Source organism: Rhodococcus sp. MS13 (assembly GCF_013277835.1).
GTDB classification, from domain to species: domain Bacteria; phylum Actinomycetota; class Actinomycetes; order Mycobacteriales; family Mycobacteriaceae; genus Rhodococcus_F; species Rhodococcus_F erythropolis.
Genome location: NZ_VBTL01000012.1, coordinates 147,098 through 164,870 on the forward strand (window position 1 = coordinate 147,098; position 17,773 = coordinate 164,870).

A 17,773-nucleotide genomic window follows, 5' to 3' on the forward strand; every position below is an offset into this window, starting at 1 on the left:
CCCTTGCGAGAATCGTCCGATGATCACGCGGAGCTCCGGTCAGCACGTATTCATCGCACTCGGCACGCCATGGATCGATGCCGTGGTCGCGTTTCTCGAACCCCGGGCCCGTGTCGATCCCTGGATCATGCACGGAAAGATGGCCATCGGTGACCTGCTGGTCACGGTTCTCGACACCACTCCTCGCACGCTGCTCTGCATCGAGACCGTGGCTGCGCCCTTCGACGGCACGTCGCCGATGGAAGTCGATGAACGCCCGTACGAACTCCACGGTTTGCCCACCGTTCCAGAACTCGAACAACGATGGTCCATCACGTTTCCCACGGATCCTGGGCCGGTCGACGACGCACTGGCCGACCGGATTCTCACGGCCGGCCAGTCACACTATGCGCACTACTTCGGCGACATCGACACGCTGGATCCGACGTCCACAGCTGCCCACGCCCGAACGTTGATGAACGAGCGGGGCAACTGCACAGGTTGCGGCTCACCGATGCCGTTGCGAAAGTTCAACAGCAGCGATCGCCTTCACTTTCATTCCGCATCACGGATCTTCAGGCAGGCTGAACCTGGTGACGACTACCCAGCCGTCCTGTGCCGCAAGTGCACCGGAAGGATGGCCACGTCTGGGCACACCAACTTCATCGACTACATGCTGGCGAAAAATCCACCGTGCCCACACTGCGGTGCACACAGAACCGCTCAGTGTGCCCCGGGGATGCCGGTCCATCCGTTCGATCACCTACCGTGGCTCGCCGTAACTGGCTGCGTCGTGGGACCGGACACCCCGGAATGGACGTGCCGAGCGTGCAGTCACTCATGGGGACAGATGTTCCCGCCGGATCACCCGCAGCACGACTGATCAGTTCGCGGCGAAGCCGGGAAGCCGATCGATGTCCGCGATGATCGAATACTCCGCGGCGTCACCCTGGAGGATTCGACTCTGCTCGCCGTGGACGTCGACGGGGACGTCGCCGGCCAATGTCACTCGGTGCACACTGCGCGCCTGAGTCCCGTAGTCGGCGATACCGTAATGCTGAGTCGCCTGGTTGTCCCAGATCGCCAGGTCGCCGGCCGACCAGTTCCATCGAACAGTGTTTTCCAACTTGATGATTCGTGCCTGCAGGATCTGGTAAAGAGCGACCGACTCCGACGGCTTGAGCCCGACGAACTCCTTGAAGAAGTGACCGAGCAGGAGGGTCTTCTCCCCCGTCGCCGGATGGATACGCACCACCGGGTGTTCGGTCTCGTAGATCTCACGGGTGAATTCGGCGTAGTAGGCCTGGCGCTGCGCGTCTACCGGGTTCGCCTGATCGACAACCTCGGCATAGTCGTAGGCATTGGTGTGAACGGCCCGCAAATTCTCGACCAAGACCTTGAGTGAAGACGGCAGTTGGTCGTACGCGGCGGTGGTCGACGCCCACGTGGTCGCTCCGCCGTACTCGGGAATGGTCGTCGCTCGCAGAATCGAGGCTTTCGGGATGCGGTCGACGAACGTCACGTCCGTGTGCCAACTGTTGGCGGCGCGGTCGAGCACCAACAGCTTGTCGCCCCTGGACTTCACCGTCGGGTGCGGGGTGGTCTGGGTGCCGAGGGTTCCGGCGAATTCGTACTGCGACGTGTCGTCGAGATGCTGCTGCCCACGGAAGAACACAACCTTGTGCGCTGCCAGCGCATAGTTGATCGCGTAGGCGGTCTCTTCGGACAAGTCTCCGGAGAGATGGACGCCGTCGATGCGGGCGCCGATCAGCTCGCCTACTTTGTGGACGGTGATTCCGCCGGCAGCGTAGATCTGCTCCGGGGTCTGGGTGACACGTTCGAGTTCGGTGACGGACATGGCGATCTCCTGTGAGTCGGTCAAGCCTACGGGCGCGGCAGTCGTCATGGCGCTGCCTACTGTGAACACTCAATCATTTACGCTGCGCGCCCGAATACGGTTGAACTCGAGGTGATCTCAAAGTTCGCCGCTCCCTCGCCGGAGAATCTTGCCGCTCACTGGGACGAGGTCGTCGTCGTTGTCGTCATGAGCTGTAGCGTGCGATCTGCCGCACCCACGTCTACGGAGGACAGCATGCAACCCGAGGGCCCTGCCGAACAGATTCGTTCAACGCTCGCTCGCATCGCGCATCTTGCCGATACCGGCTCGGTCGAGGATTACGTGGAGCAGTTCACCCGCGAGGCCGAATGGAACATGCCGGCCAATCCCGATCGCGGTATCCCCGCACAGGTACGACGTGGCCGTGAAGAAATTGCCGCTGGAGTAGTCGAGCGCCGGGCCGCCGGCATTCAAGGTCCGGGCACATTCACACGCCACGTCACCACGGCGATCGCCGTGGACGTGACCTCGGAAACTACAGCCCGCGCGGATGCGGTGTGGATGTTCTACGTCGACACGACCACCTCGCCCAAGCTCAGCGGCGTCGGGAGCTACGCCGATGAGTTCGAACTCGAAGACGGGCGGTGGCGACTGTCGCGACGAGTGATCTCGCGCGGCTGACGGTCAGTCTTCTTCGCCGGTGATCAACTCACACCAGTCTTCGACCTGATCGATCCCCTCTTCCGTCCATTCCGGGCTCATGTCTTCGAGTGCATCGAAGACCACCTCGCAGGTCAGCATCTCCGGTGAACCCTCCGACCCCGCCGTCTCGGCGCCTTCAGCAGAAGCTGTGGCTACTGGGCCGGCGGCCAGCGCAACAGCCATCGCGCCTGTTCCGACCATCGCTTTCACACGCATCGGTTCTCCTCCTTCACTCTCGCTTCGGTCCTCGGGGTACCCGACTCGCCCCGCCCTACCCATCGCCGTCACTCATGTCCGACTTTCGGCGCCGACGGCATAGACTGAGCTCGTCGCCACCACGCTCTCGCAGCGTCGGGGCGACAGATACACAGCTGGATCAGAATCGGAAGGCATCCCATTACAGAATCTCCCGCTCCGCACGACATCTACTTCGTACCCCCGGAGCAGGACAGCCCCAATCCTGTGGAACCGGCGTCGGCCGCGTCACGCGCACGGATGGGCGAGCTACCCGAGACCGTCCGATTCAAGAATCGTTTTGCCCTCGCGATCACGACCACCACGCCGCTCGAAGCGATGGTCGAAGATCTCCTCTTCATCCGCGACATCCTCGACGCCGCAGGAATCGAGTATCTACTCGTCCGCGGAAACGACGAGCGCCCCGTGATCGCGGTGAGCTGGACCGAGCGCAAGAACCTGCGGCAGGCACTTGTCGAGGGATGCGCAAACGCACCCTTCTATTCCAAAACCGTCGACGCGAAGAAGAGCCCAGCGCTCCTTGTCGCGGACGGTGCCCTGTCGAAAACCAACAAGTCACGGATCTTCCGCTTGTTCCGTCCGCGGGTTCACGTCGCAAGCGGCATGAACTACGGCGCGAACATCGGCGTTCAAATCGAATTGTGGTCGATTTCCGACGAAGAAATCGTCCTACCCGTCGAGAACTCACTGACACGACGAACCGTCCTCCCTGAAGAAGCGGTCCGAGGAACCGTCGAGCGATTCGGCCGGATCTGGCCGACCATCGAGAACATGTTCGCCGATCATGCCTCCGATATCAGCTTCGATATCGATCTGGTCTTTTCCTGGGTCGACGGCTCTTCCAAAGAGTTTCAGGCTCAGCGCGCCAAGCGGATGCAGAACTACATCGTCGGCGAGGGGGACGAATCAGAGGCGCGTTTCCGTCAGATCGACGAGCTCAAGTACGCGCTACGGTCCATCCACATGTACGCGCCGTGGATCCGACGGATCTTCGTCGCAACCGATTCCGATCGTCCGGACTGGCTTGCGGACGATCCGCGAGTCACGTTCATGCCCAGCGAAAAGTTCTTCGCCGATCCAAGTGTGTTGCCCACCCATAATTCTCAAGCTGTCGAGTGCCAGCTGCACCATATTCCGGGTCTGGCGGAGCATTTCCTCTACTCCAACGACGACATGTTCTTCGGTCGCCCCGTCGGCCCCGATATGTTCTTCTCCCCCGGCGGGATCAGCATGTTCATCGAGGCCGACACCAGAATCGGTTTGGGACACAACGACAACGACCGCAGCGGGTTCGAGAATGCGGCTCGCGTCAACCGCCGTCTGCTACAGGACCGCTTCGGTCTGATGACCACCAGACATCTGGAGCACGCAGCGACGCCACTACGCAAGAGCGTGATGGCCGAGATGGAACGCGAGTTCGCCGAAGACTTCGCGGCCACTGCAGCAAGCACCTTCCGCGCGAGTTCCAATATCTCGGTGACCAATTCGCTGTACCACTACTACACGCTCATGAGTGGACGGTCGGTGGTGCAGAAGTCCGCGGCCGTCAAATACGTCGATACGACGGTCAAGGCCGGTTTGCGCGACATGGACTCACTGCTCGCCAAGCGCTCCATGGACTTCTTCTGCCTCAACGACGGCAGCGCTCCGGAGATCGATCTGGAACTTCGCACACGCAAGATCACGGAGTTCCTGGAGAGCTACTACCCCATCCCGGCGCCCTGGGAAGCCTAGACGAAACAAGGGCCCAGCCGATTTCGGCTGGGCCCTTGCTACTTCGGTCGATCAGCGTGCTGTCACATGCTCCCGTTGCACCGGAATGGGCAGTCCGAGATTGTCACGCAACGTCGTTCCTTCGTAGTCACTGCGGAGGACACCTCGATCTTGCAACAGCGGCACCACGTCGTCGACGAACTCGTCGAGGCCGGTCGGCACGAGGTGCGATCCGAGGATGAATCCGTCCGAACCGTCGTTGCGGACAAACGAATCTATTTTCTCGGCAACCTGCTGCGGTGTACCCACGATCGGTCCACGCTCGAACTGATCGATCACCACTTCGCGCAGATTCAACTTCTTGCTCTCGGCGACCGCGCGCAATTTTGCCACGGTCGCGAAACGATCCTGGTGAATGAAGGCGCGCCCCTGGATGATCGGCGGAGCCTCGGGGTCTGGTGCGATATCGGGTAGTGGTCCTTCGGGGTCGTACTTCGACAGATCGAGATTCCAGATCTGTTCGAGCAGAACCAAAGCGGTCTGGCCGGTGACCTGCTGGTCGCGAATCTCTCGATACTTCTCGATTGCGTCCGCCTCGGACGTGCCGAGAACAAAACTCGCCGACGGCAAGATCTTGATGTCACCCGGGTCGCGTCCGGCCGCAACGGCACGAGCCTTGATGTCACGATAGAAGTCGGCTGCCTCGGGCAATTGACCATACGGTGAGAAGATCGCGTCGGCATTACCAGCAGCAAAATCGCGCCCCTGCGGCGACACCCCGGCCTGCAGAATAACCGGGCGCCCTTGCGGACTGCGCGGCACCGTGAATCGGCCGTTCACGTCGAAATGTGATCCATGAAAAGCGAATTCACCGGCATCCGGTCGCGCGAGAAAGCGCCCTGATGCCTTGTCGGCCACGATGTCGTCATTGCGCCACGAATCCCAGAGTTGACGCACCAGCGCTACGGTCTCCTCCGCACGCTCGTATCGTTGCGCACGATCCAGGTATCCGCCGCGACGAAAGTTCTGGCCGGTGAATGCGTCGAACGAGGTGACGACGTTCCAGGCGGCACGTCCTCCGGACAACTGATCGAGCGTCGCGAATTGTCTTGCCAGCTCGTAAGGCTCGTTGAACGTGGCGTTGATGGTGCCTGCCAAACCGAGGTGTTCGGTCACTGCTGCCAACGATGCGAGCACGGTGAAGGTGTCCGGCCTACCGATGATGTCTTGGTCGAAAATCTGTCCCGCACGCTCACGAAGGGCGAGGCCTTCGGCGAGGAAGAAGAAGTCGAACTTCCCACGCTCGGCGGTTCGAGCGGTGTGCTCGAAAGAATCGAACTCTATCTGGCTGCCCGCCTGCGGATCCCACCATGCAGTGTGATGGTTGACGCCGCCGAGGTAGGCACCCAGGATGACCTGCTTACGCTTCTGAGAACTCATGAAAATCTATTCCTCGTCTGTCAGGCGGCCGGAGTGCCGGCGGCGTAGCGGTTGGGAACGTCGATGGGTAGACCAAGGAGTCCGCGAAGATTCGTCTGCGGATATTCGGTGCGGAATACGCTGCGTCGCTGCAGTTCAGGCACCAGCTCACCTGCGATGGCGTCGAGGTCGTCCACGAGGACGCCCGGCCGCAACCGGAAGCCTTCGATTCCCAACTGCTGCCACCGGAGCAGGAGATCCGCCAACTCCGCAGCAGAGCCGGTGAAGGTCAGCGCGTCCGAACGGTATTCGGCGCCGGCCTGCGCGTCGAGGCGAGCGAGCCGTTCCTTTCCGGTTTCTTCCGGCGCATCGAAGAAGACGACGATGTCGGTGAAGACCCGAAGAGGTTCGCCGGTGCGCTGCACGTGTTCTTCGGCGGCTCGCACTTCACCCAGGATTGCCGTGACCTGCTCGTCGTCGAACGGCGTCACGAACACCAGATCGGCCGTCCGCGCCGCCAGCTCGTACGCGACCCGCTGATGTGCCAACGCGGTAACGACGGGATGCCCCTGCGGCGGGCGCGGAGTCACCGACGGTCCACGGACCGAGAGGTACTTTCCCTCGAAGTCGATGTAGTGCAACTTGTCTCGGTCGATGAACCGGCGCTGCTCCACATTGCGGATCTCGGCGCCGTCCTCCCAGCTGTCCCAGAGTCGCCGGATTACGTCAGCCGCCTCCGCAGCTTCGTCGAACAGGTCGCGCACGAAGTCCGGGAGGACGCCTGAAACGATCGACTGACGGTCGGCATCGGTGAGCGCTGGGATGTCGCGACGCCCGAACTGTGCTGCCTCGGATTCCGACGCCGAAACCTTCACCTGCCATCCGGCGCGACCGCGCGAGGTGTAATCCAGCGTGGCAACGGCTTTGGACACGTGAGACGGCTCGGTGTGAATGGTGGTGATGGTCGGGATCAAGCCGATGTTGCTCGTGATCGGTGCCAGTCGGGCGGCCACGAGATGTGCGTCGAGCCGAGCGCGCACCCGATCAACCGCGTCGTCGACGGGCTCGAGTGGGTTGGCCGGCACCGAGAGACTGTCCTCGATGGTGACGAAATCGAGCAGACCACGCTCGGCGGACGTCACCACGTCAGTCCAATACGACGCGCTGAACAGCTCACTCGGGCGCGAGTGTGGCTCTCGCCAGGCTGCAGGGTGCCAACCGGCACCGTCCAGCGCTACGGCGAGATGCAACGGAGCAAGATGAGAGGAGGGGGTGGAGGTCATCGGCGCATACTCCTGTTCGAGAACTACTCGGGAGCGCACAGTGCCGACCGCAGAAACCGTCAGCACCCGACTGACGGTTCTCGTGGCGACTGCCGCTTGCGACACGCACCACGCGTATCGCCAGGTGTGATTCCGGGGCACCCCATCGGCATGAAGGGTTGCCGTCCAGCTAGCCGGTCCTTGTTGCTGGAGCTCTGCACCTACCTCGACGGTAGTGAGTACGCGACAGCCCGGCAATCGCCCAGAACTGCGCCGGAGTGCCGGAAACCGCCTGCCACCTCAGATGATCGAGCGTGCAGCCTTTTCGCTCTCGAGGATTCGAATACCGGCAGCGCTGAGCCTCCGGGTTCCCTCGGCCGCGTCGACAGGCTCACCGACCGTCACGTGCGCGCCGAGTGGAACGACCGAATGAACAATTGTCTCGTCGTAGACGTGCACCAGGTTGCACCCCTGAGCCCCGTCACGACCACGCTGACCACCGACTTCCACGTTCAAGTCCTGGGTGTAACACGTCGACGACGCCACGGACACCGGAATGCCGGCGAACGTCGCCGTCGTCGAATAGTGCAGATGCCCGGCAAGAATCGCCCGGACGTCGCTGCCACGCAAGACGTCTGCCAACCGGGACTGATCGCGCAACTCCACCAGAACCGCGAGATCCTGAATGCACGGAACCGGCGGATGATGCAGCGCCAGAATTGTTCCGTCGGGCGCGGGCACCGCCAATTCTGAGCGTAGCCAATCCAATTGACGATCCGAGATCTCACCGTAGTGGTGACCGGGAACCGACGAATCCAGGGTGATCACCCGCAGTCCGTCAAGGTCGTAGACGTTGTCGACGGGATGATCGGTGGCGTCCTCGCCCAACAGCAGAGACCTGAAAGTAGAGCGGTCGTCGTGGTTGCCCATCGCCCAGATGACCTGCGCATCGATCTCGGCCGCCACGGGTTCCACGATGGCTTTCAATTCCGCGTATGCGTCGGGGTGTCCCTGGTCGGTCAGGTCGCCGGTGAATATCAGTGCATCCGGGCGTGCGCCCGAGGCCACGATCCCGCTGAGCACTTCCCGCAATCTCGTCGACGCATCCACGGCGTCGTACAACTCCCCCTGAGCCACCAGATGCGTGTCACTGAGGTGCACCAGGAAATGCTTCGGACGCGGGTACTCGGCATTCCGAACGCTCATCGGTCTCTCGCTTCCGCTTGCCGACGCTTAGGCGCCGGTGCGGCACCTACTGATCGTCGAGACTAGTCAACCGACCAACAGTGACTGATCGGGGCACGCCCGACGAACACGAAGCGAACTCCCGCGGCGACCCTCGGGATCGAGTAGTTGAAGCTGCGAGTAGTGTGTGGACAGTGTTGTTCCTGACCAGTCGGCGTTACGTCGACCTTCGCCTGCAGGCGAGCGCAATGTGTACGCGCTCGCTCTGACCTGACGCGTACCAGGAAACATTTCTTCGAATCTGCCCGGCCTCTGGTGCCGCGCTGCGTTTCGCTCCCTTGATTTTCGAAAGGCATAGTCATGCCCAGCTCCACCTCCACCGGCGTGCCGGAAAAGTCCACGTCCCGTTTTCCGTCCTGGGCGACGGCATTCGGACCGCAGATCGTCGCCGGTCTCGTACTCGGCGTCATCATCGGTCTCGTCGCCCGGGCAATGCCTGATGCAGCCGACGGCAACGTCAACTGGTTGGTCGGCACCGTGCAGACCATCGGTTCGAGTTACGTCAAGCTGCTCACCGTGGCGGTGATCCCGCTGGTGTTCACCGCCATTGTCAGCTCCATCGCCAACCTGCGCCAGGTCGCCAATGCAGCTCGCCTGGCCGTGCAGACCTTGCTCTGGTTCGCGATCACCGCTTTCATTGCTGTGATCATCGGCATCATCGTCGGCCTGATCACCGATCCCGGTTCACGGACCGACGTCGCCGCCGAAGCAGCGAAGGAACCCAAGAGCTCCGGCTCGTGGTGGGCGTTCATCACCGGACTGGTTCCGAACAACTTCCTGGGGTTGGGTGCAAAGACTTCCGTCGCCGAAGGCGTGGCGACTACATCGCTGAGCTTCAACGTCCTGCAGCTGCTCGTCATCGCCGGCGCAATCGGCATTGCTGCACTCAAGATCGGTCCCAAGGCTGCGCCGTTCCTCGAGTTCAACGCTTCGCTGCTCGCGATCGTCCAGAAGGTCCTGTGGTGGATCATCCGCCTCGCCCCGATCGGCACCGCCGCGCTGATCGCCAACGCTGTCGCCACCTACGGCTGGGATGCGATCGGCTCGCTGGGCGTCTTCACCGCCGCCATCTACATCGGTCTGGCCATTGTCTTCTTCGTGGTCTACCCGATCCTGATTGCCGCACAAGGTCTCTCGGTTCGAAGCTTCTTCTCCGGTGTCTGGCCCGCGACTCAGCTCGGATTCGTCTCGCGCTCGTCGATCGGCACCCTGCCGCTGACCGAACGCGTCACCGAACGCAACCTCGGCGTTCCTCGTGAGTACGCCTCGTTCGCAGTTCCGCTCGGTGCCACCACGAAGATGGACGGTTGCGCCGCAATCTATCCCGCGATCGCGGCAATCTTCGTCGCCGGCTTCTACGACGTTCCGCTGACCTTCACCGATTACCTGCTGATCGTCGTCGTTTCGGTCATCGGCTCGGCAGCAACGGCCGGAACTACGGGTGCGACAGTCATGCTCACACTCACACTCTCCACCCTGGGTCTTCCCCTGGCCGGCGTCGGACTGCTCCTCGCAGTCGAACCGATCGTCGACATGGGCCGTACCGCAGTCAACGTCACCGGCCAGGCTCTGGTTCCGGTCATCGTCGCAAAGCGTGAGGGCATTCTCGACAAGGAACGCTTCGACGCTCCCCGCAACGGTGATCCCTTCGCCGAGGAACTTGTCGACGCGTAACCCTCGCTGACAGCAGCAGCGTCCCCGCACCCGAGCAATACGGTGCGGGGACGCTGCTTTTCACCCCAGGTTTCACCCTTACCGAAATAGACCATTTGGTCGTTATGGCCAGTATGCTCAGCCGGCACAGCCCTCCGAAGTGGAAGGGCTGCCCAGTTGAACACGAGGTCACATGAAGCTCCGCCGTCTGGCATTCAGCATCGCAGGTTGCGCCGCAATCACTCTGGTTGCCGCACCCGCCGCTCAGGCATCCACGGTTTTCGATTTCCTACCGATCGAGATCGCACGCATGATTCCGACTGGCTCTGCCGACGCAGTCCAGCCGTTCCTTCCCCCGGTCTTCGCACCGCCTGCACCGCCCGCTCCGCAAGCGCCCCAGAACCAGCCGGCGCCGCAGAACACTCCCGCACCGGCGCGGTATTACCAGAACTGCACTGCCGTGCGTAACGCCGGCGCAGCTCCGTTGTACCGGGGCCAGAACGGATATGCCCCGCATCTCGACCGGGACAACGACGGCATCGCCTGCGAGTGATCCAACGCTCGGGTTGTGGTGCACCCACAACCCGAGCACTGTTGTCGAACCGTCAGACGCCCAACGCCCGGGACAAAGTCGGCCACGCCTTGGGTAGTCGTTCACGCCAATATGCCCACGCGTGTGTGCCGTTCGGCTCGTAATCTACCTGCGCCGGAATCTTCAGCTCCTGCAACCGCGCGTCGAACATCTTGGTGCAGGCATGCGCAGCAACCTCGATGCCGCCGCCGATCACCAGACGCTCGAGTAGTTCCGGAGTCTGCAGCGTCTCGTCGGATCCGGGACGACCATTTGCCGTCGACACGTAGATTTCCTTGCCACGCAGCTTCTCTGCGTTGATCAACGAATCGTGTGCCTCCCACTCGGGGCCTCCTGGCACACCCCAGATGTTGGCCGGATCTCCGCTTCGCGAAGAAATCGTGGCCTGGACGGCAGTTCGGCCGAGCGGATCCATCGTGGAGTAGCAGCCACTGAAAACCGCGACGCCACGATACATGTCCGGAAAGCGTTGGGCGAGCATCATTGCGCCCATCGCGCCCATGGAATTGCCGGCAATCGCGTTGATGCCGTTGGTCTTCAACCGTGCGTCGATCAGCGGTGGCAACTCTTCGGTGATGAAGGTTTCCCACTTGTGCAGTCCCAGCCGCGGATCCGGATTCTCCCAGTCCGAGTACAGGCTCGCGATACCACCGTTGAGCATCACGACGTTGACGTTCTTGTCGGCGAAGAACGCCGGAGCGCCGCCGATCGTCATCCATCCGCTGCTCTTCTCACCGGCGTCGACACCCTCGAGCATGTACAGCGCCGGGCGCGGAACCGAATTGTCCGCGGGTAGCAAGATCTCGACGCCGACCTCGCGTCGAAGTGCAGGCGACGCCACCGTCAGCCTGATTGCCTGCGGTGCGGTCACCTTCTCGCCGACGATGGCCGGGACGACGATGTCGTCGCGCAGCTCCGGCTTGGGGCCCGGATCCTCCTGAAGCGGTCCTGGGATCGTCGACCCCGAACTCACGCTGCCCTCGACGCTGCCCAGACTTCCCGAGCTTCCCGAGCTCCCGGAACTCGGCGCTGCCGTCGACAGTCCGCCCAACTGCAAAGAAAGTGCACAAACGGCCAAACACACCGCACCTGTGCGCGCAGATCGGATCCACGCTCGCCGCTCAGTCCTCATGAAACTCCCAAACCAGTCAAAGATGTTTCCGTGAACATACCGTGCAGTTCGGACTTTCTTGGACAAACGACCACGACAAGATCTGTCGGTCACCGCTACTAGGCTGGCCCCGTGCAACCGGATTCAGTCAGGGCCCTCGACCTCGACCGAATTCGCGCTGTCGTGGGCACAACCACCTACGAACGCGGACTTACCTACCTGCGGCAGAATGCAGTCGAATCCATCGCATGGAACGACACCGCTGACACCTTGACCGGCGCTGTATCGGGAACTGCGCGAGAGCCGTACACCTGCACGATTTCGGTAAGTCGCAGCGCGGCCGGTACAGCAACGTTCACGCGTGGCCTCTGCACGTGTCCCGTGCGGATGAACTGCAAGCACGTAGTCGCGTTGGTGCTCGCAGCGGTGGCCGAGGCGAACAAGACTCCACAACACCTCGGATGGGACAGCGCGCTCGAGGAGTTGCTCCGACCAGACCCGGCCGGCCGCACTACACGTGGACTTGGCATTCAATTCACCACCCGAACCAAGGGCGCATCGACAAGGCTCATCATCAAACCCGTGCAACCAGGAGCGAGAGGGTGGATCTCCGGCGGGCTCGCCTGGAACAAACTCGGAAGCACTTTTCAGTTCCCCGCAGATCACCTCCGGGTTCTACGCGACATACATCTCCTCCACAGCGCCGGCAACTACTACCGAAATCAAAATGCCGCGGAAATCGATCTTGCCGGGTTCGCGAGCCCGCAACTCTGGTCTCTTCTTCGTGAGGCGATCACCGTGGGCGTTTCACTCGTTCACTCGAAGGCCGGCCTCGGCAACATCTCCCTACTCGACGATGCCAGCATCTGCCTCGACGTCCACGGTGCAGAAGACAACAACCTCCGCCTGACGCCCCGAATTCAGGCCGGTGGGCACATCGTCACCCATACCGACTGGGGACTCGTCGGCACGCCGGCACATGGCGTCTTCGCGCTCGACGCCGCCAACGCGATCACTCTCGCACCACTGCACACGCCGATAACCCACCAACTGAGGCAGTTGATCGACTCCGGAAAATCGGTCGACATACCCGCCGAGCATCGGGATGCATTCACTTCGCGGTTCGTGTTCAAACTCGGAAACCTCGCTCCCGTCATATCTTCCGACGGCGCCTACAACCCACCGACTGTGTCCGGTCCTCGGCTACAACTGGTCGCCACGTACGCGGACAACCACCGCATCGACATCGAATCGGCATGGAAGTACACAGTCGATGCCGACGAACTGATCATTTCTACCGCAGACACAACCACCGACGAGTCCGAGATCCGCAACCACGTTGCCGAAGATGCCATTGCCAAGAGCCTCGGTGCGGCCGCGGCGAAGGCCACTCTCGCGGGAACGTTGGCCGGCCTCGATTCCATGCAGTTCACACTCGACCTCCTCCCCCAACTCGCATCGCACGACGAAGTAGACCTCACCGTCGCGGGCACTCCCGCCGACTATCGGCCCGCAGACGACGCTGTCGTGATCGGCCTCAGCACGTCAGCCCCCGACGGGAGCAGCGGATCCGACTGGTTCGACCTCGACGTCACCGTCGACGTTGCGGGACAAAGCGTTCCGTTCACCACGCTGTTCTCCGCCCTGAGCAAGGGTGAGACTCACATACTGCTGCCGGACGGCGCCTTCTTCCGACTCGACGCACCTGACCTTCTCGGTCTACACCGACTCATCACCGAAGCGCGGTCGCTGCTCGATCGACCAACCGGCAAACTCGCGATCAGCAAGTTTCAAGCCGGGCTGTGGGAAGAATTGACGACACTGGGAAGAGTCGAACATCAGGCAGCAGCTTGGAAGAAGCAGATCGCAGGATTGCTCGGCGGTTCCGGGATCGATCCCGTCGACGTCCCCGCCACGTTGACGGCAACACTGCGCCCCTATCAGGTCGACGGATTCCGCTGGCTCAACTTCCTCCGGCAGCACAGCCTGGGCGGCATACTCGCCGACGACATGGGCCTGGGCAAGACCCTGCAAACTCTCGCAATGATCTGCACTGCACGGCAATCGAATCCAGCGGCGCCGCCCTTTCTGATCGTTGCTCCCACCAGCGTGGTCTCCAATTGGAAATCCGAGGTGGCCAAGTTTGCACCAACCCTCCACACCGCTGTCATCACGGATACTCTGCGGCGCAGAAGAACCGACCTGGCAACACTCGTCGACGGGGCGGACATCGTCGTGACGTCGTACGCTCTCTTTCGCCTCGACACCGATGCGTATTCGGCGGGCGTCTGGTCCGGACTGGTACTCGACGAAGCCCAATTCGCCAAGAACCACAAGTCCAAGGTCCACAAGTGTGCGACGGCAGTGAACGCACCGTTCAAACTCGCGATCACCGGCACTCCCATGGAAAACAATCTCATGGAGTTGTGGTCGCTCCTCGCGATCACTGCACCAGGACTGTTCCCCAGTCCCACCACCTTCACCGACGTCTACCGCAACCCGATCGAAAAGGAAGGCGACACAGAGCGATTGGCGCAACTTCGGCGGCGCGTCAAACCGCTGATGGTTCGGCGCACCAAGGAACAGGTGGCTGCAGACTTGCCGCCGAAGCAGGAACAGATACTCGAGATCGAGTTGCATCCGAGCCATCGCGCGATCTACGACACCCATCTGCAACGCGAACGGCAGAAGATTCTCGGACTGCTCGACGACGTCGACAAGAACCGATTCACGATCCTGCAATCGCTGACGGTGCTACGCCAACTCAGTCTCGACGTCTCGCTGGTCGACGAGGAAAGCGGACCTGTCCCCTCAGCCAAGGTCGACGCTCTCGTCGAGCAATTGGACGACGTCATTGCGGGCGGACACCGTGCGTTGATCTTCAGCCAATTCACCGGGTTCCTCGGTTCTGTCCGCAAACGACTCGAAGCGGAAAAAATTCCGTACAGCTATCTCGACGGTTCGACGCGCAATCGCGGTGAAGTGTTGGAGGAGTTCAAGTCTGGCGTAGCCCCCGTATTCATGATCAGCCTCAAGGCTGGTGGCTTCGGCCTCAACCTCACCGAGGCCGACTACTGCTTCATTCTCGACCCTTGGTGGAACCCGGCCGCCGAGGCACAAGCGGTCGATCGCACTCACCGCATCGGGCAGACACGAAACGTCATGGTCTACCGTCTCATTGCCAAAGACACGATCGAAGAGAAGGTCATGGCGCTCAAAGCCAAGAAGTCGGCATTGTTCTCGAATGTCATGGACGCCGAAGGGACACTCGGCACCGGACTCGACGCCGAGGATCTTCGCGCGCTGTTCGAGTGAGGTAGCTATTCGGTCGAACCGCACCTACCCGCTCACGGTAATGTGAGTCGAGAACGGACAACACAGAACTCCCGAACGAAGAAATCCACTTCGTTCGAACGAGAGGAACCTGAATGGGCGTCACACTTGCCAAGGGCGGCAACGTATCTCTGTCGAAAGCCGCACCCAACCTCACCAAGGTCGCAGTCGGTCTCGGCTGGGATGCACGCAGCACCAGTGGTGCCGACTTCGACCTCGACGCCAGCGCGTTGGTCACCGGCCCGGAACGCAAGGTTCTTTCCGACCTGCACTTCGTCTTCTACAACAACCTTCGCTCGCCCGACGGATCCATCGAGCACACCGGCGACAACCTCACCGGTGAAGGTGACGGCGACGACGAAGTCATCAACGTCGACCTCCCGGCTGTACCGCCCAACGTCACCAACATCTTCTTCCCCGTCTCGATTCACGACGCCGATGCCCGACTCCAGTCCTTCGGGCAGGTCACCAACGCCTACATCCGCGTCGTAGATCTGTCGAATGGATCCGAGCTGGCACGATACGACCTCTCGGAAGACGCTTCCACCGAGACCGCCATGCTTTTCGGTGAGCTCTACCGCCACAACGGCGAGTGGAAGTTCCGCGCAGTCGGACAGGGCTACGCATCCGGACTCGCCGGCATCGCCCGCGACTACGGCGTCAACATCTGATCTCTAACCAGGACACGAAACGGGGTTCGATTCGGCATTGCCGGATCGAACCCCGTTTCGGTTGTCTGCATCGAACGCGCGAGTTAACGCTGCAGGATCGCCCTCGCGAGGTGAACAGCCCAGGGAGAGTCCTCTTTGGTGCCGAACTTCCCCAGCTCGTACCCCGTAGCGCCGATCAGGCCGAGCACCTCTACGGTGCTCCCGGACGTATCACGTTTGGAAGTCTGAGCGCCGGACATGAGGACACTCGACGACCGAATCGACTCCAGTGCTCCCGCGACGAAGCGATGACGATCTGCCGGCGACAAACCAGCGGCTACGGCGAGGAGGACAAGAAGTTCCACTGCTCTCTGCGAGCCGCCCGGCGCGACCGGAACGCTGTCGACGATCACCGACCACATGATTGATGCGTCCCGCTGCGCTGACTGTCCCCGCTTCGTCAGCACAATCTGCCCTTTGCGCTTTCGCACCAGGCCAAACCTCTTGAGTACTGCGAAGAGTGATCGCCCCTTGGGAAGGTTGACAGGTCCTAGTTCGGGTTCGTCGAGCATCGCGTCGACCGTCGTGAAGAAGTCATCAGCGTCGACCCCTTCGACACCGATCAGCGTCAAGACCGCTTGAAGGCGTTGGCCCGCCTCGACGTGGACCAACTCTCCGATTGCCGACTCATCGTCAATGCCGGCTCGGGCGAGGACCGCGCGCAGTTCCGGGACTCGCGACGGTTCCAGGCATTCGACGAGCATTGCGGTGTCGTACGGCGCAACGATCTCGTCCGGTCGAGGTATATGAAGCCGATTGTTGACCTCAGCGATCTCGAATCGTGTCGGCTCGAATTCGGTTTGCGGCCATTCGAGGGTCCATTCGTGGGAGCGCAACTTCTCCGAAGCGAGGACACCGAGGAGCTGCTCGTACTCGTCAGGCCCGACGCATTCCTCCGGCGGACACGCACCGCGACCCGCGGCACACACAATTTGGAATCCGTCGGGCAGTACTTCCGAAGATTCCAGTGTCAGCGTGTGACTCCAGTTTCCGAAGCGTCCATAGCGATATCTAAGTTCATCGCCGGGCGAGGCCATGACCTCGTCCAGACGTACCGCAGACTCTACGATCGCCACTCGTCCGGCGAGGCGCTGCTCGGCGTTGCTTCCGGAAGCTACATACTCTTCGACCTCGCCGGGAAATCGGGTTCCTGACTTGGACCACGCGTGCGAATGACGGTCACTCCACCCCATTGCCCGTTGAACGACCGAATGCAGGTCATCCAGATTCAGATCCGACGCGACGAGGATTCGTCGCCAGATCTGAGTGGAAACATTGTCGACGCTGATACGTATCGCGTATTGCGCCGGTACCGCGCGCCTCTTCGAACGTAACGATCGCGCAATCTGAATGCCCCCACGCACTCCGCCAGCTTCTTGTACAAACCTTTGCAGTTCTTCAGGTTCCGTCGGAACGAGTCGCAAATGCGACACCCGCGAGCTGCTCAACCCCACCATGACACTCAGCCTAGGCCAAAGTACTAGGGACAAAGGCACAAAATCGGAGAGTACTTCGCACCTATGAGAGGGTTCACAATCTGTACCTTGGCTAACCAGTCGCTACGTGCGTCGGCGCTGGCATCTTCCTCACCCAATTCCTGCCCTGATCGTGCCCTGATCGTGCGAACGGTACGTTCGGTCGATCTGAGGCGACGAAAGTGTCGTTCGCTCGATCCCGGACGCGGTGGTCAGTCGGCGGCGTGCCCGCCCCTTGATCGTGCGAACGGTACGCTGGGTCGGTCTGAGGCGACGAAAGTACCGTTCGCTCGAAGTCGGGGGTGCCGGCGGGGGTGCTTTCGGGGGGTGTTTTGGTTGGGTGTTTTGGGTACGAGAAAGCCCCCCAACCATCACTGGTTGGGGGGCTTCTCGTAATTTGTGTTCGGCGGTGTCCTACTCTCCCACACCCTGTCGAGTGCAGTACCATCGGCGCTGAAGGGCTTAGCTTCCGGGTTCGGAATGGCAC

The 17,773-nt window shown here is 61.6% G+C and carries 14 protein-coding genes and 1 riboswitch; of the genes, 7 read left to right on the top strand and 7 right to left on the bottom strand.

Annotated features, from left to right (window positions below; genetic code table 11):
* Window positions 1–19: 19 nt before the first annotated feature.
* A complete protein-coding gene (locus FEZ59_RS25570) occupies window positions 20–862 on the top strand; it encodes a hypothetical protein (protein ID WP_134999874.1) in 843 nt (280 codons plus the stop codon).
* Here FEZ59_RS25570 and FEZ59_RS25575 read toward each other — a convergent pair whose 3' ends face one another.
* Entirely contained in the window at window positions 863–1,837 is a 975-nt protein-coding gene (locus tag FEZ59_RS25575; RefSeq protein WP_134999875.1) for a TauD/TfdA family dioxygenase, read from the bottom strand. It abuts the gene before it with no gap.
* 111 nt (window positions 1,838–1,948) lie between these two features.
* Between FEZ59_RS25575 and FEZ59_RS25580 the strand changes: the two genes are divergently transcribed.
* Window positions 1,949–2,497 carry a nuclear transport factor 2 family protein gene (locus FEZ59_RS25580; protein WP_258537560.1) on the top strand — a complete coding sequence of 183 codons (549 nt, stop codon included), beginning with the start codon at window positions 1,949–1,951 and terminating at the stop codon, window positions 2,495–2,497.
* A gap of 3 nt (window positions 2,498–2,500) precedes the next feature.
* On the opposite strand, the gene FEZ59_RS25585 is transcribed toward FEZ59_RS25580, so the two are convergent.
* Entirely contained in the window at window positions 2,501–2,734 is a 234-nt protein-coding gene (locus FEZ59_RS25585; RefSeq protein ID WP_080910610.1) for a hypothetical protein, read from the bottom strand.
* Window positions 2,735–3,013: 279 nt separating this feature from the next.
* On the opposite strand from FEZ59_RS25585, the gene FEZ59_RS25590 reads away from it, so the two are divergent.
* On the top strand, window positions 3,014–4,507 hold the full coding sequence (locus tag FEZ59_RS25590) for a stealth family protein (RefSeq protein ID WP_020970156.1): 1,494 nt from the start codon (window positions 3,014–3,016) through the stop codon (window positions 4,505–4,507).
* Window positions 4,508–4,558: 51 nt separating this feature from the next.
* On the opposite strand, the gene FEZ59_RS25595 is transcribed toward FEZ59_RS25590, so the two are convergent.
* The 3 genes from FEZ59_RS25595 to FEZ59_RS25605 form a co-directional block, all read right to left on the bottom strand.
* Window positions 4,559–5,926, bottom strand: a complete 1,368-nt coding sequence (locus tag FEZ59_RS25595; RefSeq protein ID WP_134999877.1) for an NtaA/DmoA family FMN-dependent monooxygenase — start codon at window positions 5,924–5,926, stop codon at window positions 4,559–4,561.
* A gap of 20 nt (window positions 5,927–5,946) precedes the next feature.
* The gene (locus FEZ59_RS25600; RefSeq protein ID WP_172933395.1) at window positions 5,947–7,293 is read right to left on the bottom strand and encodes an LLM class flavin-dependent oxidoreductase; all 1,347 of its coding nucleotides are present in this window, start codon (window positions 7,291–7,293) and stop codon (window positions 5,947–5,949) included.
* Window positions 7,276–7,389: riboswitch (SAM riboswitch) on the bottom strand. It overlaps the preceding gene by 18 nt.
* A 78-nt stretch (window positions 7,390–7,467) precedes the next feature.
* Window positions 7,468–8,373, bottom strand: coding sequence for a phosphodiesterase (locus tag FEZ59_RS25605; protein ID WP_134999879.1), 906 nt, complete (start codon window positions 8,371–8,373; stop codon window positions 7,468–7,470).
* Between the two features lie 339 nt (window positions 8,374–8,712).
* On the opposite strand from FEZ59_RS25605, the gene FEZ59_RS25610 reads away from it, so the two are divergent.
* Window positions 8,713–10,086 carry a dicarboxylate/amino acid:cation symporter gene (locus FEZ59_RS25610; RefSeq protein ID WP_134999880.1) on the top strand — a complete coding sequence of 458 codons (1,374 nt, stop codon included), beginning with the start codon at window positions 8,713–8,715 and terminating at the stop codon, window positions 10,084–10,086.
* Window positions 10,087–10,258: 172 nt separating this feature from the next.
* Window positions 10,259–10,618, top strand: coding sequence for an excalibur calcium-binding domain-containing protein (locus tag FEZ59_RS25615; RefSeq protein WP_020970160.1), 360 nt, complete (start codon window positions 10,259–10,261; stop codon window positions 10,616–10,618).
* 52 nt (window positions 10,619–10,670) lie between these two features.
* Here the strand turns inward: FEZ59_RS25615 and FEZ59_RS25620 are convergent, their stop codons facing one another.
* Window positions 10,671–11,789, bottom strand: a complete 1,119-nt coding sequence (locus FEZ59_RS25620) for an alpha/beta hydrolase family protein (RefSeq protein ID WP_113684019.1) — start codon at window positions 11,787–11,789, stop codon at window positions 10,671–10,673.
* A gap of 111 nt (window positions 11,790–11,900) precedes the next feature.
* Here FEZ59_RS25620 and FEZ59_RS25625 point away from each other — a divergent pair, with 111 nt between their 5' ends.
* Both FEZ59_RS25625 and FEZ59_RS25630 read left to right on the top strand, forming a co-directional pair.
* On the top strand, window positions 11,901–15,083 hold the full coding sequence (locus FEZ59_RS25625; RefSeq protein WP_134999881.1) for a DEAD/DEAH box helicase: 3,183 nt from the start codon (window positions 11,901–11,903) through the stop codon (window positions 15,081–15,083).
* A 113-nt stretch (window positions 15,084–15,196) separates the two neighbouring features.
* Window positions 15,197–15,772, top strand: a complete 576-nt coding sequence (locus tag FEZ59_RS25630) for a TerD family protein (RefSeq protein WP_003940660.1) — start codon at window positions 15,197–15,199, stop codon at window positions 15,770–15,772.
* An 83-nt stretch (window positions 15,773–15,855) separates the two neighbouring features.
* Here FEZ59_RS25630 and FEZ59_RS25635 read toward each other — a convergent pair whose 3' ends face one another.
* A complete protein-coding gene (locus FEZ59_RS25635) occupies window positions 15,856–17,175 on the bottom strand; it encodes a plasmid pRiA4b ORF-3 family protein (protein WP_279219601.1) in 1,320 nt (439 codons plus the stop codon).
* Between the last annotated feature and the right edge of the window lie 598 nt (window positions 17,176–17,773).

Bases quoted from the DNA above. Each gene is read 5' to 3' on its own strand.
- FEZ59_RS25620 (WP_113684019.1), bottom strand. From the start codon at position 11,789: ATGAGGACTGAGCGGCGAGCGTGGATCCGATCTGCGCGCACAGGTGCG.
- FEZ59_RS25595 (WP_134999877.1), bottom strand. From the start codon at position 5,926: ATGAGTTCTCAGAAGCGTAAGCAGGTCATCCTGGGTGCCTACCTCGGC.
- FEZ59_RS25590 (WP_020970156.1), top strand. From the start codon at position 3,014: ATGGGCGAGCTACCCGAGACCGTCCGATTCAAGAATCGTTTTGCCCTC.
- FEZ59_RS25630 (WP_003940660.1), top strand. From the start codon at position 15,197: ATGGGCGTCACACTTGCCAAGGGCGGCAACGTATCTCTGTCGAAAGCC.
- FEZ59_RS25605 (WP_134999879.1), bottom strand. From the start codon at position 8,373: ATGAGCGTTCGGAATGCCGAGTACCCGCGTCCGAAGCATTTCCTGGTG.
- FEZ59_RS25575 (WP_134999875.1), bottom strand. From the start codon at position 1,837: ATGTCCGTCACCGAACTCGAACGTGTCACCCAGACCCCGGAGCAGATC.
- FEZ59_RS25570 (WP_134999874.1), top strand. From the start codon at position 20: ATGATCACGCGGAGCTCCGGTCAGCACGTATTCATCGCACTCGGCACG.
- FEZ59_RS25610 (WP_134999880.1), top strand. From the start codon at position 8,713: ATGCCCAGCTCCACCTCCACCGGCGTGCCGGAAAAGTCCACGTCCCGT.
- FEZ59_RS25585 (WP_080910610.1), bottom strand. From the start codon at position 2,734: ATGCGTGTGAAAGCGATGGTCGGAACAGGCGCGATGGCTGTTGCGCTG.
- FEZ59_RS25615 (WP_020970160.1), top strand. From the start codon at position 10,259: ATGAAGCTCCGCCGTCTGGCATTCAGCATCGCAGGTTGCGCCGCAATC.